General features: G+C 72.7%; 14 protein-coding genes and 1 riboswitch. Of the genes, 10 read left to right on the forward strand and 4 right to left on the reverse strand.

Features of this window, described 5'->3' with window-relative positions; genetic code table 11:
* The 5 genes from ACIQ9G_RS05495 to ACIQ9G_RS05515 all read left to right on the forward strand — a co-directional run.
* A partial coding sequence (locus ACIQ9G_RS05495) for a flavodoxin-dependent (E)-4-hydroxy-3-methylbut-2-enyl-diphosphate synthase (RefSeq protein WP_403606798.1) occupies nucleotides 1-657 on the forward strand: 657 nt, incomplete at its 5' end.
* Nucleotides 658-687: 30 nt separating this feature from the next.
* Nucleotides 688-2,619: a 1-deoxy-D-xylulose-5-phosphate synthase gene (dxs, locus tag ACIQ9G_RS05500; RefSeq protein WP_403606800.1), complete on the forward strand. Its 1,932-nt coding sequence runs from the start codon at nucleotides 688-690 to the stop codon at nucleotides 2,617-2,619.
* Nucleotides 2,620-4,002, forward strand: a complete 1,383-nt coding sequence (locus tag ACIQ9G_RS05505) for an aspartate aminotransferase family protein (protein WP_403606802.1) — start codon at nucleotides 2,620-2,622, stop codon at nucleotides 4,000-4,002.
* Nucleotides 4,003-4,073: 71 nt separating this feature from the next.
* Entirely contained in the window at nucleotides 4,074-4,697 is a 624-nt protein-coding gene (locus ACIQ9G_RS05510) for a helix-turn-helix domain-containing protein (RefSeq protein WP_403606804.1), read from the forward strand.
* Entirely contained in the window at nucleotides 4,694-4,813 is a 120-nt protein-coding gene (locus ACIQ9G_RS05515; RefSeq protein ID WP_403606806.1) for a DUF6126 family protein, read from the forward strand. Before ACIQ9G_RS05510 ends, ACIQ9G_RS05515 begins: the two co-directional genes overlap by 4 nt.
* A 96-nt stretch (nucleotides 4,814-4,909) precedes the next feature.
* On the opposite strand, the gene ACIQ9G_RS05520 is transcribed toward ACIQ9G_RS05515, so the two are convergent.
* Nucleotides 4,910-5,707, reverse strand: coding sequence for a tyrosine-protein phosphatase (locus ACIQ9G_RS05520; protein ID WP_403606811.1), 798 nt, complete (start codon nucleotides 5,705-5,707; stop codon nucleotides 4,910-4,912).
* Between the two features lie 513 nt (nucleotides 5,708-6,220).
* A riboswitch (cyclic di-AMP (ydaO/yuaA leader) is annotated at nucleotides 6,221-6,377 on the forward strand.
* A 4-nt stretch (nucleotides 6,378-6,381) separates the two neighbouring features.
* On the opposite strand from ACIQ9G_RS05520, the gene ACIQ9G_RS05525 reads away from it, so the two are divergent.
* Both ACIQ9G_RS05525 and ACIQ9G_RS05530 read left to right on the forward strand, forming a co-directional pair.
* A complete protein-coding gene (locus tag ACIQ9G_RS05525; RefSeq protein WP_403606813.1) occupies nucleotides 6,382-7,287 on the forward strand; it encodes a peptidoglycan DD-metalloendopeptidase family protein in 906 nt (301 codons plus the stop codon).
* A 216-nt stretch (nucleotides 7,288-7,503) separates the two neighbouring features.
* The gene (locus ACIQ9G_RS05530) at nucleotides 7,504-8,289 is read left to right on the forward strand and encodes an SGNH/GDSL hydrolase family protein (protein ID WP_403607889.1); all 786 of its coding nucleotides are present in this window, start codon (nucleotides 7,504-7,506) and stop codon (nucleotides 8,287-8,289) included.
* A gap of 137 nt (nucleotides 8,290-8,426) precedes the next feature.
* On the opposite strand, the gene ACIQ9G_RS05535 is transcribed toward ACIQ9G_RS05530, so the two are convergent.
* Nucleotides 8,427-9,047: a TetR/AcrR family transcriptional regulator gene (locus tag ACIQ9G_RS05535; protein WP_403606815.1), complete on the reverse strand. Its 621-nt coding sequence runs from the start codon at nucleotides 9,045-9,047 to the stop codon at nucleotides 8,427-8,429.
* A 176-nt stretch (nucleotides 9,048-9,223) separates the two neighbouring features.
* Here ACIQ9G_RS05535 and ACIQ9G_RS05540 point away from each other — a divergent pair, with 176 nt between their 5' ends.
* From ACIQ9G_RS05540 to ACIQ9G_RS05550, 3 genes are all read left to right on the forward strand, one after another.
* Nucleotides 9,224-10,408 carry an MBL fold metallo-hydrolase gene (locus ACIQ9G_RS05540; protein WP_403606817.1) on the forward strand — a complete coding sequence of 395 codons (1,185 nt, stop codon included), beginning with the start codon at nucleotides 9,224-9,226 and terminating at the stop codon, nucleotides 10,406-10,408.
* Nucleotides 10,409-10,571: 163 nt separating this feature from the next.
* Complete coding sequence (locus ACIQ9G_RS05545; RefSeq protein ID WP_403606819.1) at nucleotides 10,572-11,438, forward strand: hypothetical protein; 867 nt, start codon at nucleotides 10,572-10,574, stop codon at nucleotides 11,436-11,438.
* 27 nt (nucleotides 11,439-11,465) lie between these two features.
* A complete protein-coding gene (locus ACIQ9G_RS05550) occupies nucleotides 11,466-11,792 on the forward strand; it encodes a hypothetical protein (RefSeq protein ID WP_403606821.1) in 327 nt (108 codons plus the stop codon).
* Between the two features lie 162 nt (nucleotides 11,793-11,954).
* Here ACIQ9G_RS05550 and ACIQ9G_RS05555 read toward each other — a convergent pair whose 3' ends face one another.
* Together ACIQ9G_RS05555 and ACIQ9G_RS05560 are read right to left on the reverse strand one after the other, a co-directional pair.
* The gene (locus ACIQ9G_RS05555) at nucleotides 11,955-13,064 is read right to left on the reverse strand and encodes an aliphatic sulfonate ABC transporter substrate-binding protein (RefSeq protein WP_403606823.1); all 1,110 of its coding nucleotides are present in this window, start codon (nucleotides 13,062-13,064) and stop codon (nucleotides 11,955-11,957) included.
* Nucleotides 13,065-13,080: 16 nt separating this feature from the next.
* The gene (locus ACIQ9G_RS05560) at nucleotides 13,081-13,866 is read right to left on the reverse strand and encodes an MBL fold metallo-hydrolase (RefSeq protein WP_403606825.1); all 786 of its coding nucleotides are present in this window, start codon (nucleotides 13,864-13,866) and stop codon (nucleotides 13,081-13,083) included.
* Nucleotides 13,867-13,917 lie beyond the last annotated feature (51 nt).

The raw sequence follows: 13,917 nt of genomic DNA on the forward strand, positions 1-13,917 counted from the left end.
TGGGAGGCGTCGCTGTTCGAGGAGCACGACTTCCGCGACATCAAGATCTCGGTGAAGCACAACGACCCGGTGGTGATGATCGAGGCCTACCGGCAGCTCGCCGAGAGTTGCGACTACCCGCTGCACCTGGGTGTGACGGAGGCCGGTCCGGCGTTCCAGGGCACGATCAAGTCGGCGGTGGCGTTCGGTGCGCTGCTGTCGCAGGGGATCGGTGACACGATCCGGGTCTCGCTGTCCGCGCCGCCCGCGGAGGAGGTCAAGGTCGGCCTTCAGATCCTGGAGTCGCTGAACCTGAAGCAGCGCGGTCTGGAGATCGTCTCCTGCCCGTCGTGCGGGCGTGCCCAGGTGGATGTGTACAAGCTGGCCGAGGAGGTCACCGCCGGTCTGACCGGGATGGAGGTCCCGCTGCGGGTGGCGGTCATGGGCTGTGTGGTCAACGGTCCGGGTGAGGCGCGTGAGGCCGACCTGGGGGTCGCCTCGGGCAACGGCAAGGGGCAGATCTTCGTCAAGGGCGAGGTCATCAAGACCGTTCCGGAGTCGAAGATCGTGGAGACCCTGATCGAGGAGGCCATGAAGCTGGCCGAGCGGATGGAGCACGGTGGCGTCGCGTCCGACGCCCCCGCCGTCACGGGGACACCCACCGTGACAGTGAGTTGAAGCACGGCACGGACCGAGAGGGGGCCGAGCGTGACCATTCTGGAGACCATCCGGGGACCACGCGACCTGAAGGCGCTGTCCGAGACGGAACTGGCCGAACTGTCCGACGAGATAAGGGAATTCCTGGTGCACGCGGTCGCCAGGACCGGCGGCCACCTCGGCCCCAACCTGGGGGTGGTGGAACTCACCCTCGCGCTGCACCGGGTCTTCGAGTCCCCGGCCGACCGCATCCTGTGGGACACCGGCCACCAGAGCTATGTGCACAAGCTCCTGACGGGGCGCCAGGACTTCTCCAAGCTGCGCGGCAAGGGAGGCCTGTCCGGCTACCCCTCGCGCGAGGAGTCCGAGCACGACGTCATCGAGAACAGCCACGCCTCCACCGCGCTCGGCTGGGCCGACGGGCTCGCCAAGGCACGCCAGGTCCTGGGCGAGAAGGGCCATGTCGTGGCGGTCGTCGGCGACGGCGCGCTGACCGGCGGCATGGCCTGGGAGGCGCTCAACAACATCGCGGCCGCCAAGGACCGGCCGCTCATCATCGTCGTCAACGACAACGAGAGGTCGTACTCCCCGACCATAGGGGGCCTCGCCAACCACCTGGCCACTCTGCGCACCACCGACGGCTATGAGAAGGTCCTGGCCTGGGGCAAGGACGTCCTGCTGCGCACGCCGGTCGTCGGCAGCACCGTCTACGAGTCCCTGCACGGCGCCAAGAAGGGCTTCAAGGACGCCTTCGCCCCGCAGGGCATGTTCGAGGACCTGGGGCTGAAGTACCTCGGCCCGATCGACGGGCACGACGTCAAGGCGGTCGAGTCGGCGCTGCGCCGGGCCAAACGCTTCCACGGCCCGGTCCTGGTGCACTGCCTCACGGTCAAGGGCCGCGGCTGTGAACCCGCCCTCGCCCACGAGGAGGACCGCTTCCACACCGTCGGCGTGATGGACCCGCGGACCTGCGAGCCGCTGACTCCGGCCGGCGGTCCCTCCTGGACGTCCGTGTTCGGCGACGAGATCGTCCGGATCGGCGAGGAGCGGGAGGACGTGGTGGCGATCACGGCCGCGATGCTGCACCCGGTGGGCCTCGGCAGGTTCGCCGAGCGCTTCCCCGGCCGGGTGTGGGACGTCGGCATCGCCGAGCAGCACGCGGCCGTCTCCGCGGCGGGCCTGGCCACCGGAGGCCTGCACCCGGTCGTCGCCGTCTACGCCACCTTCCTCAACCGCGCCTTCGACCAGCTGCTGATGGACGTGGCGCTGCACCGCTGCGGGGTCACCTTCGTGCTGGACCGGGCCGGTGTCACCGGCGTCGACGGGCCCTCCCACAACGGTATGTGGGACATGTCCGTCCTCCAGGTGGTGCCAGGCCTGAGGATCGCCGCCCCGCGCGACGCCGACCAGCTGCGGGCCCAGCTCCGCGAGGCCGTCGCCGTGGACGACGCGCCGACCCTGCTCCGCTTCCCGAAGGAGTCGGTGGGCCCGGCCGTCCCGGCGGTCGGCCAGGTGGGCGGCATGGACGTGCTGCACGCGGACGACGACCCGGACGTCCTGCTCGTCGCCGTCGGCGTGATGGCGCCGGTCTGCCTGAAGGCCGCCGAGCTGCTCGCCGCCCGCGGCATCGCGTGCACCGTCGTCGACCCCCGCTGGGTCAAGCCCGTCGACCCGGCGCTTCCCGGTCTCGCCGCCGGCCACCGCCTGGTCGCCGTCGTCGAGGACAACAGCCGCGCGGCCGGCGTCGGCTCCGCGGTCTCCCTGGCCCTCGGCGACGCCGAAGTGGACGTACCGGTGAGGCGGTTCGGCATCCCGGAGCAGTTCCTCGCGCACGCCAAGCGCGGCGAGGTGCTGGCCGACATCGGCCTCACGCCCGTGGAGATCGCCGGACGGATCAGCGCGAGCCTGGCCACCAAGGAGCAGGCCGGGGCCCCCGGCGCGGGACACCGCCGGGGGCCCCGGGCCAGTCAAGGAGAGAGCTGAATGAGCAAGGAGTTCGACCTCGGCAGCCTCCTGTCCGAGCGCGGAGCCGAACGCTACGAGCTGCACGCCCGGCACCTGAACCACCAACTGCCGCGCATGCTGCACACCATCGGCTTCGACAAGGTCTACGAGCGTGCCGAGGGCGCCTACTTCTGGGACGCGGACGGCGACGACTACCTCGACATGCTCGCCGGGTTCGGCGTGATGGGCCTGGGCCGCCACCACCCCGTCGTCCGCAAGGCGCTGCACGACGTGCTCGACGCGCAGCTCGCCGACCTCACCCGCTTCGACTGCCCGCCGCTGCCCGGACTGCTGGCGGAGCGCCTGCTCGCCCACAGTCCGCACCTGGACCGGGTGTTCTTCGGCAACAGCGGGACGGAGGCGGTGGAGACGGCACTGAAGTTCGCGCGCCGCGCCACCGGCAGGCCGCGCGTCCTGTACTGCGAGCACGCCTTCCACGGCCTGACCGTGGGCTCCCTGTCCGTGAACGGCGAGGACGGCTTCCGCGACGGCTTCGCCCCGCTCCTGCCCGACACGGCCGTACCACTCGGCGATCTCGACGCCCTGGCGAGGGAGCTGGAGAAGGGCGACGTCGCCGCCCTGATCGTCGAGCCGATCCAGGGCAAGGGCGTGCACGAGGCCCCGCCCGGCTATCTGCGCGCCGCCCAGGAGCTGCTGCACCGGCACAAGGCGCTGTTCATCGCGGACGAGGTGCAGACGGGACTCGGCCGCACCGGCGACTTCTACGCCTACCAGCACGAGGACGGCGTGGAGCCGGACCTGGTGTGTGTGGCGAAGGCGCTGTCCGGCGGCTATGTGCCGGTCGGCGCCACGCTCGGCCGGGACTGGATCTTCAAGAAGGTCTACTCGTCCATGGACCGGGTGCTGGTCCACTCGGCCAGCTTCGGGTCCAACGCCCAGGCCATGGCGGCCGGACTCGCCGTGCTGTCCGTCATGGAGAACGAGCAGATCGTCGCGGGCGCCCGGGCCACCGGCGAGCTGCTGAAGTCGCGGCTCGCGGCCCTGACCGAACGGTACGAACTGCTCGCCGACGTGCGTGGCCGGGGCCTGATGATCGGCATCGAGTTCGGCCGGCCCCGTTCGCTGAAGCTGCGCGGCCGCTGGACCGTGCTCCAGGCCGCCCGCAAGGGCCTGTTCGCGCAGATGGTGGTCGTCCCGCTGCTCCAGCGGCACCGGATCCTCACCCAGGTCTCCGGCGACCGTCTGGAGGTGATCAAGCTGATCCCGCCGCTGATCATCGGTGAGCGGGAGGTGGACCGCTTCGTGGACGCCTTCACCGCCGTGATGGACGACGCGCACGACGGCGGACTGATGTGGGACTTCGGGAAGACACTGGTGAAGCAGGCCGTCGCCCACCGGTAGGCCAGGGGCCGGGCTTTTGCCTCTGAGGCAATAAATTTGCCTCAGGGGCAAGACCGGGGCTGAATGGAGGCATGAGCGCTCCCGAGTCCGAGCCCTCGGCGGGACCGGTCGAGGACCTTCCCGCCGTCGCCCCGCAGCTGCGTGCGCTGCGCCGCCGCAGCTCCCTCACCCTGGAGGCCGCGGCCCGTGCGGCCGGGCTGTCGCCCGCCCACCTCTCCCGCCTGGAGACCGGACAGCGCCAGCCCTCCCTGCCTCTGCTGCTCGCGCTCGCCCGTGTCTACGGTACGACGGTCTCCGAGCTGCTCGGCGAGAGCGTCGCCGCCCGGGACGCCGTGGTGCGCGCTCCGGACATGGAACCGACACGGGCGGGCGGCTGGACGTACTGGCAGGCCGGCGCGCCCGGCCGCGGGATGCAGGCCCTGCGGGTCCACGTGCCCCACGGCTCCCAGGGCGACATCGTGCGGGTGCACCCGGGCGAAGAGTGGCTGTACGTCCTCAAGGGGCGCCTGCGCCTGCGCCTCGGGGACACCGCGCACCTGCTCGCACCGGGCGACAGCGCCCACTTCGACTCGCTGACCCCGCACCGGATGGCCGCCGAGGACCACGACGGGGTCGATCTGCTCTTCGTCCACACCCTGCTGCAGAGCCCCACGGCCGCGCTGTGCCTGGGCCCCCACACCGGAGACAAGTCATGACCGACATGGAAGAGAAGTTCCCGCGAGCCCTGTGGATCCGGCTGATCATCTACATCGCCGTCGGGCACGTCTTCGCCGCGTTCGTCTGGCTGCTGTTCGAGGTGGGCGCCAAGTAGGGATCGCGAAGGAGGCAAGCGCGGAGTGGGGAAGCCGGAGCGGGCCGCGGCCGGCCCGGCGTTCCCGCACCGGCCGTGGACCCGCGGCGCCGTCCCTCAGTCGAGCAGTCGCTCCCGCAGCCGTTCCCGGGTCTGCGGGGTGAGCTTCAGCCCCCGCTCCAGGTAGGCGTCGACGCCTCCCCAGGTCTCCTCGATGGTCTCCAGGGCCGCGGCCAGGTACTCGGCCCGGGCGTCGAAGAGCGGGCCGAGCAGCTCCATGACCTCGGGGGAGTAGGCCGAGGCCGCGCTGCTGCTGCGGTGCACCTTGTAGCGACGGTGCTTGGCGTTCGACTCCAGGTAGTCCGCCCGGATCGCGTCCTCGTCCACGCCCACCGCGAGCAGCGTCACGGCGATCGACAGGCCCGCGCGGTCCTTGCCCGCCGCGCAGTGCATCAGGGCGGGGACGCTGTCCTGCGCGAGGGCGTGCAGCACGTGGGAGTGCTCGGCGGTGCGCTCGGTGATGATCATGCGGTAGGAGGCAATCATCCGGTTCGCCGCCTTGCCGTCCGCCAGGATGGTGCGCAGCTGGTCGAGGTCGCCGTCGCGGACCATCCGCCAGAACTCGGCGCCGTCGGCCGGGTCGCTCAGCGGCAGGTTGACGTTGCGCACGCCGGGCAGCTCGACGTCCGGGCCCTCGAGCTTCTTGTCGGCCGCGTTGCGGAAGTCGAAGATCGTGTGCAGGCCGAGGGAGGACAGAAAGTCCGCGTCCCGGTCCGTCGCGTGCGCGAGGTGGCCGCTGCGGAACAGCACTCCGTGCCGCACCCGCCGTCCGTCCGCGGTCGGCAGCCCGCCCACGTCGCGGAAGTTGCGCACTCCGGCCAGCTCCGGTTCGGTCGACGGGACCTGCTGCGTCACGGGGGCTCCTCCCACTCGGTCGGCCCGGCCCGAAGGGCGGGGCCCGCGCCCGCCGTCACGGCTCGTCGGCGGGCGCGCCTTCCGACGATACGACATGGGTTCCCAGGGCAACGGTCTGGCCACGGGCGAGGAAGCTCCCCGGTCGGCGGCGGCCCCGCTCCGCGGCGATCGCCCAGGCGACCGACCGCCCCCCTTTTGCCCTATATAGGCAATTTAGCCGTCTTGGGGTATTGAGCCCCAACTCGTCAGCCCCTGGGGGCTACTGGCGGGCGGCGACGTGAGGAGCGTCATATTCGTGACCCACGGTGGCCCGCCATGTCCACGTAATCGCGGTGCCTTCTCGGCGGGTTGGCGAGGAGGGCGCTGATCGAATGCACGGAGCGTCACCGGTTTTGCCCGAATTGGATCATGATGAGCTCCTCTGAGCGGAACCGGCTGCTTGTCCGAACACGTCCCGCTCGCTTACGTTCCACCCCGATCCGGACGGACGCCTCATCCTGCCGCCGTCCGGGGCCCGCACACCCACCCGTGCACGGCAGGAGCGGGGGACCCACAGGTACAACCGCCTGTTCCGGTCTCCGGAACGGCTAGGGGTGAAGCCGCGTCCCGCGCGGCCGGGCATCTCCAGCCCGAACCCGACAGCTCACCTCGCAGGCGCCGGAGAGGAATCCGCCATGCCCGCGAAGGGTAAGCACCGCCGTCCGAAGCCCCAGCGCCTGACCCGCATCCTCGCCGCCGCCGGAACCGGTGGCGCCGTGCTCGCACTGCCCCTCATAGGCGCCGCGGGAGCCCACGCGGCCCCCGCGCAGTCCGTCACCGAGCAGACCGTCCGCAGCGCCCCGGCGGCCGCCAAGGCGCCCGCGGCCAAGGGCGCCGGCGCCCGGACCTACACCGTCCGCGCCGGCGACAGCCTGTCGGGCATCGCCGAGAAGCAGCACGTCCGCGGCGGCTGGAAGCAGCTGTACCAGGACAACCGCCGGGTCGTCGGCGACGACCCCTCGCTGATCCACCCGGGCCTGAAGCTGACGCTCGGTCACGCGGCCGCCGGCGTCACCCGGGCGCCCGCGTCCCCGAAGCCCGCGACCGCCGCCTCCTCCGCCGCCAAGGCGAAGACTGTCTCCGCCGCCCAGGTGAAGACCGCGGTCGCCCGCGCCGAGCGGACCGCCGCCACCGGCTTCACCCTGCCGGTGACCAGCGCCGCCATCGGCACCGGCTACCACGTGGCCGGCAGCCACTGGTCCAGCGGCTACCACACCGGCGTCGACTTCGTGGTCCCCACCGGCACACCGGTCAAGGCCGTCGGCGCGGGCACGGTCGTCTCCGCGGGCTGGGGCGGCGCCTACGGCAACCAGGTCGTCCTCCGGCTCCAGGACGGCCACTACGCCCAGTACGCCCACCTGTCCGCGCTCTCCGTCTCGGCCGGCCAGGCCGTGACCACGGGGCAGCGGCTCGGCCTGTCCGGTGCCACCGGCAACGTGACCGGCCCGCACCTCCACTTCGAGATCCGCACGACGCCGAACTACGGCTCCGACGTGGACCCGGTCGCCTACCTGCGCGCGCACGGCGCCCCCGTCGCCTGACGCACGCGTCACCGCCACCACCTGCCTGACACGCCACCGAAGGCCGGACCCACACCCCCCGGGTCCGGCCTTCGGTGTGTTCTATTCCTGGTCGGCCACATTCGCCCAGTGGCTTATCTCACCGTCCGTCAACCCTTGCCTACGGTCGCGTAGGTCACATTCCACGGTGAATCATGGGCCGATGTGGCAGACGATTCGAAGAGTGACAGCAGAGCAGTGATCGGGTCGTACGTGGCGGTGGGGGACAGCTTCACCGAGGGCGTCGGCGACCCCGGCCCCGACGGGGCGTTCGTGGGCTGGGCCGACCGGTTCGCGGTCCTGCTCGCGGACCGACGTCCCGAGGGCGACTTCCGGTACGCGAATCTCGCCGTGCGCGGCAAGCTGCTCGACCAGATCGTGGCGGACCAGCTCCCGCGGGCCGTGGAACTCGCCCCTGACCTGGTGTCGTTCTGCGCGGGCGGCAACGACATCATCCGTCCCGGCACGGACCCGGACGACGTGGCGGAGCGGTTCGAGAAGGCCCTCGCCCGGCTCGCCGCCGCGGCCGGCACCGTGATGGTCACCACCGGCTTCGACACCCGGGGCGTGCCGGTGCTCAAGCACCTGCGCGGCAAGATCGCCACCTACAACGGGCACGTGCGGGCCATCGCCGACCGCTACGGCTGCCCGGTGCTCGACCTGTGGTCCCTCAAGGCCGTCCAGGACCGCCGGGCCTGGGACCACGACCGACTGCACCTGTCGCCCGAGGGGCACACCCGGGTGGCGCTGCGGGCCGGCCAGGTCCTCGGCCTCGACGTGCCGGCCGACCCCGAGCAGCCCTGGCCGCCGCTGCCGCCGCGCGGCGCCCTCGGCATCCGGCGCGACGACGTCCAGTGGGCCCGGGAGTTCCTGGTGCCGTGGATCGGCCGCCGCCTGCGCGGCCAGTCCTCCGGGGACCATGTGACGGCCAAGGGCACGCTGTCACCGGCCGACATCAGGAGCCGGATCACGACGGTGGCGTGAGGGCGGCCGGAGTCCGCCTCGCACCAGGGGGCACGCCGGAGCACAGGGGCACGGCATCCCGCCGCGGGGCCGTGCCCCTCGCCGTACCGGCCGACGCTCGCCCCGGCCCGCGCCGGGGCCCGTGTACGGCGCCGACTTCACCGTCCGGCGGTCGTCAACGCCTCCCGATCCAGGCCCAGTTCCCGAGCCAGTGCCTCGTCGACCCACACCTGGGCCCGCGCGCGGGAGACCCCGCCGCCGTACGCCGTCAGCTGCACGGCGAGCCCGTCGAGCAGGGCCGTCAGACGCAGCGCCGAGGCTCCGGGGTCCGGGCACTGGAACTCGCCCGCCGCCACACCCTCCGCGACGACCTCGGCGATCGCCGCCTTCCACCGCCGGTCGAGGCCCTGGGCGACCTCCCGCAGGGCGGGTTCGCGCAGTGCGGCCGCCCACCCCTCGATCCACAGCCGCCAGCCCTTGGCCTGCCCGGTCGGGGCGTACCAGCGGACGGCGGCCCGCAGCCGGCGCAGCGCCGTCGTCCGCCGGCCCAGCAGCTTGCGCAGCTGCGCCAGATCGTCCTCGGCGGCATGGGCGAAGGCGGCCGCGACCAGCTTCTCCTTCGTCGAGAAGTGATAGAGCACCAGCGCGTTGCTCACCCCGAGCACCGAGGCCACGTCGGCGATCCGCACCGCCGCCACGCCCCGCTCCTCGATCTGCCCGATGGCGGCCCGCAGCAGCTCCTCGCGCCGCTCCGCCACGCTCAACCGCACTCTCGCCACGCGGTCACCCTAACTCCCCCCGCATCCCGCCCGATTGGCGCGCACGGCGGCACGGCCCGCGGGCCCTCCCGCGCCGCCGTACCCTCCCGCGGGCGCGGCGGACGGGAGGGTGCCGGAGGGCACCGCGCGGCGGCCCTCCATAATGGAAAATCTGACCGACTCCACCTGGAGGTACCGTGGCCGGCTTCCGTTCCCTGAGCGCCGGGCTCCGCGCGCTGCAGCCCGCGGCCTTCGGCGCGGACCCCGGCGGGGAGCGCATGGCGCGCATCCGCCGGTCGCCCCACTTCAAGGACGGCGTCTTCCAGAACCCCGGGGGCGTCGCGCGGACCCGGCCCTCCGGCTCGATGCCGGCCTTCGCCAAGGTCTACTTCGACAAGGACGCCCGCCCCCGCCGGGCCCCCTCCGGCACCGTGCCGGTGCATGCCACCACGCTCGCCGACCTGTCCCGGCCCCCGGCCACCGGCCTGCGGCTGACCTGGATGGGGCACTCCAGCGTGCTGGCGGAGATCGACGGGCGGCGAGTGCTGTTCGACCCGGTGTGGGGCGAGCGCTGCTCCCCGCTCCCGTTCCTCGGGCCCCGCCGGCTGCACCCGGCACCGCTGCCGCTCGCCGCGCTCGGCCCGGTCGACGTGGTCGTCATCTCGCACGACCACTACGACCACCTGGACATGCCCACGATCAAGGAACTGGCCGGCACGGACACCGTCTTCGCCGTGCCGCTCGGCGTCGGGGCCCACCTCGAGCACTGGGGCGTGTCCGCCGACCGTCTGCGCGAGCTGGACTGGCACGAGGCCACCGAGGTCGGCGGAATCACGCTGACGGCGACGCCGGCCCGCCACTTCTGCGGCCGCCGGCTGCGCAACACACAGCACACGCTGTGGGCCTCCTGGGTGGTCGCGGGCGACGAGCACCGGATCTACCACAGCGGCGACACCGGCTACTTCGACGGCTTCCGGGACATCGGCGCCGAGCACGGCCCGTTCGACGCCACGATGATCCAGATCGGCGCGTACTCCGAGTTCTGGCCCGACATCCACATGACACCCGAGGAGGGCTCGCGCGCCCATCTCGACCTCCAGGGCGGTCCGTCGGGCGGCCCGATGCTGCCGATCCACTGGGGCACGTTCAACCTCGCCCCGCACGCCTGGGCCGAGCCGGGGGAGTGGACGAAGGACGCGGCAGCGCAGGCGGGACACCCGGTGGCGCTGCCCCGGCCGGGCGAGCCCTTCGAGCCGGCCGGAGACCTTCCCGCGCGCCCCTGGTGGAGGGACGTGTCCCTGCCGCTGGACCGCGAGTGGCCCGTTGCGAAGGCCACTCCGACGGCGTCTCCCGGCGACCTCGACCTCGTGGGCGAGGACTGACCGACCGGATCCGGTACGCCGCCGGCATCGAGCCCCGGTCGTCGGCAACCAACTGCCCGTTCACACCCTCTTCCTGGTCGACCGATGGACGCGGCCGGCACCGGCCCGGCCATCTCCGGCCGAGGGGGAATCGTTGTTCCGCAGTGCGGTGAGGGCCGTGGGCGTGGCCGGTATCGCCATGGCGACCCTGCTGGGAGGGGCGGCAGTGGCATCGGCCGAGGGCACCGGCCCGGCTCCGGGCGGCAGCCCGTCCGCGGCGGTCCGCCTGGAGTACCACGTGCCTCAGGGCAATACCCCGGAGGCGGGCGACGCTCTCTGGTTCAGCATCGAGGGAATGCCACCGGGATGGGACAAGGTCGAGGTCACCTCCCCGGCCCTGCGGGAGCCGGTCACCCTGGCTCCCGTGCGGAAGGGAGCGACGCAGTCGGTCCAGGTGGACGAGGCGGGAACACAACACCGCATCCGCTCGGGTCTGCGACCGGGCACCTATCCGGTCGTCGCGACGAGACACGGCCGGACCGTCGCGACGGCCCGGCTCAAGGTCGCGGCCGAGGGCTCCGCGCAGATCGACCGGTTCGTCCTCGGGCCCAGGGACGCGTTCCCCGGCGGCGACGAACCCGCCTCCCCGCGGCCGGGCAGTGACGTCCGAGTGGTCCTCACCGACCTGCGGGCCGCGCCGGGGGAGAAATACCTGACCGTCACGTCGCCCATCTTCAAGGACCCGTTCACCATCAAGACGGACAGCCCGGACGACCCCGGCTGCAAGTGCGACGACGGCGGCACTGTCTACGCGGGTCACGCGCGGCTGCGCGGCGACGTACCCGACGGCCGCTACACCGTGACCGTGGTCAGCCACCACGGGCAGCAGACCACAGAACAGCACGTCACGGTGGCCGGCCGGCCCGTCACGGACGGCGCGCCCTCCTGGGCGGTCGCCGGTGGCGTCGCGGCCGCGGGTCTGGCCCTCGCCTCCGGCGGAGTGTTCGCCGCGCGGCGCCGCCGCTCGCGGAAGGCCGAGCCCTCCGCGTAGCCGCGAACCCGGCCGGAGCGGCGAACCATGAAGCCGAAGAGCGCCTGGAAGGACGCCACCCTGGTGACCGCGGGCGACTTCACCGGGGGCAGCAACTGGGACATCCTGGTGCGCTGGTCCGACGGAAGGGTCTCCCAGTTCCAGGAGACCGGCCCCGACGGCGTCGGCAAGGAGGTGCGGATGGCTCCGGCCGGCAGCATCTGGTCCCACGACTCGGTGATGACGGCGGGCGGCTACGACTCCAACGGCTGGCCGGACGACCTGGTCGTCCGCTGGTCCGACGGCGAGACCACCATGTACACGCACACCGGCGCCACCTTCGGCACCGAACGCATGCTCGTCGCCCCGAAATAACCGCTCCGCGACCCGCCCGGCGGCCGGGGCGGATCCGGGGGACCCGAACCACCGGGCCCCCTGGATCCGCCCGCCGGGGATCCGCCGTGACCGCGGGCAGACCCCGATCGCTGTCGGGAGGGTCGGAGAGCCCCGGTCACCGCCGGCCGGGCACGATCCCGCTCACGGAAACCCTTCCGTGACCCGGGGCAGCCCCGCCGCTCGCAGCGCCCGGTTGAGCGGCCCGAGATCGTAGATGCCGTCCAGGTCCGCCGACTTGAGCAGGCCCACCCGTACCGCGTGCCGGGCCTGGGCCCGCAGGGTGGCGGCCAGCGGGTCGTCGGTGAACGTGATCCCCTGCCAGGCCTGGTCGAGCACACGCGCCGGAAGGGCCCTGCCCGTCAGCCGCTTCAGCCGGGCGTTGGCCGCCGCCTCGGCCTGGTCCGGATGGGCGGAGATCCAGGTGTTGGTGGCGACGGTGCCCCGCACCACCGCGTCCACCACGTCCGGGTGTTCGGCCAGGAACGTGCGCGAGACGATGACGTTCGTCGTGACGAACCGGTGCCCCGGCCAGAGGTCGGCCTCGTCCAGCAGCACCCGCGCCCCCTGTGCGACCAGGAGGGACGCGGTCGGTTCGGGAACCCAGGCGCCGTCGACCGAGCCGGAGCGGTAGGCGTCCACCGTCACCCTGTTGTCGCTGCGGACGACCGAGACGTCGCCCCGGCCGGTCGCCGGGTCGATCTTCCAGCCGCGACCCGCCGCCCAGTGCAGGAAGGCCACGTCCTGCGTGTTGCCGAGCTGCGGGGTGGCGATCCGCTTGCCCTTCACCTCGGCCAGGGAGTGGATGCGGTCGGGGTTCACCACCAGCCGTACGCCGCCGGACGCGGAGCCCGCCACGATCCGCAGCGCGTCACCGCCCGACCTCAGATATCCGTTGACGGCGGGCGACGGGCCGGTCCACGCGATGTCCACGGACCGGGCGCCGAGGGCCTCGATGGCGGCGGGGCCCGCGTTGAAGACCCGGGGCGAGATCGCCGTGCCCTTCAACTCGCGGGCGAAGAAGCCGCGTTCGAGTCCGACGAGCGCGGTGGCGTGGGTGAGGTTGGCGAAGTAGCCGATACGCACGGTTTTGACGGAGAGGGCGGGGCCGTGGGCGGGGGGACCGGCGGCGGCCGCCGACTGGGGCCGGTTCTTTCCGTATCCGCATCCCGTCAGCAGGCTCAGCGCGACGGCGAGCGCCGCGGCGGCCACGAGCCGGGTCAGGTGCGGTAACGGTAACGGGGCAGGTCGCATACCGGGGTCCTCGGGGTCAGTCGTGGAGACCGTCGGAAGAAGGAGGGGAGATGGCCGCGGGGCTCTGGGCCACGAGGCCGCGGCGCGCCACGTCGATCGGCCCGGTGAAGGCCCGTGCGGCCGCGCCGAGGGCAGCCGAGGGATCGGTGCCCGGCCACAGATGGGTGAGCAGCAGTCGCGCTGCCCCGGCCGCCTCAGCGTACTCACCCGCCGATCGCGCGCTCAAGAGGAACTCGGCGTCGGCACGCGGTACCTGGTCGACGTAGGTGGCCTCGGACAGCAGCAGATCGGCCTCGCGGGCCAGGGCGGTCAACTCGGGGCTGGGACCGGTGTCGCCGGTGTAGGCGAGGGACGTGCCGCTCGCGGTCAGCCGCAGGCCCGCGTTGGGGACGAAGTGCGGCAGCAACCGGGTGTCGACGCGGAAGGGGCCGATCTCGAAGCGGTCGCCGCCCCGGAACTCCCGCAGCGTGAAGGCGTCCCGCAGCATTCCGGGCCGGTCCAGGGCGAGTACGGCGTCGAGGGCGCCCGGCAGCGAGTGCACGGGCAGCGGGGCCGGCGGCTCGTCGGTGAGGGCGCGGGCACGCAGCAGCGGGTTGAGGTCGGCGCAGTGGTCCGGATGCCCGTGCGTGACCAGGACGGCGTCGATCTGCTCCGCTGTCGCGTACTCCTGCAGGGCCGGGAAGGTCGCGTAACCGGGGTCCACGAGGAGCCGGAAACCCTCGCTCTCCACCAGGTATCCGCTGCACGGCTGGCCCGGGACCGGCCAGGCTCCGCAGCCGCCGAGGACGGTGAGGTGCATCATGCGGCGTTCCTGTTCGGACGTGCGGCGGCGCGCGGTGACGGGGTCTGTCGA

It is taken from the genome of Streptomyces sp. NPDC096152, from assembly GCF_044763235.1.
Classification (GTDB): domain Bacteria; phylum Actinomycetota; class Actinomycetes; order Streptomycetales; family Streptomycetaceae; genus Streptomyces.

Excerpts from the sequence above, each read along its gene's own strand:
- ACIQ9G_RS05505 (WP_403606802.1), top strand. The coding sequence starts at position 2,620 with ATGAGCAAGGAGTTCGACCTCGGCAGCCTCCTGTCCGAGCGCGGAGCC.
- ACIQ9G_RS05510 (WP_403606804.1), top strand. The coding sequence starts at position 4,074 with ATGAGCGCTCCCGAGTCCGAGCCCTCGGCGGGACCGGTCGAGGACCTT.
- ACIQ9G_RS05515 (WP_403606806.1), top strand. The coding sequence starts at position 4,694 with ATGACCGACATGGAAGAGAAGTTCCCGCGAGCCCTGTGGATCCGGCTG.
- ACIQ9G_RS05525 (WP_403606813.1), top strand. The coding sequence starts at position 6,382 with ATGCCCGCGAAGGGTAAGCACCGCCGTCCGAAGCCCCAGCGCCTGACC.
- ACIQ9G_RS05550 (WP_403606821.1), top strand. The coding sequence starts at position 11,466 with ATGAAGCCGAAGAGCGCCTGGAAGGACGCCACCCTGGTGACCGCGGGC.
- ACIQ9G_RS05555 (WP_403606823.1), bottom strand. The coding sequence starts at position 13,064 with ATGCGACCTGCCCCGTTACCGTTACCGCACCTGACCCGGCTCGTGGCC.
- ACIQ9G_RS05560 (WP_403606825.1), bottom strand. The coding sequence starts at position 13,866 with ATGATGCACCTCACCGTCCTCGGCGGCTGCGGAGCCTGGCCGGTCCCG.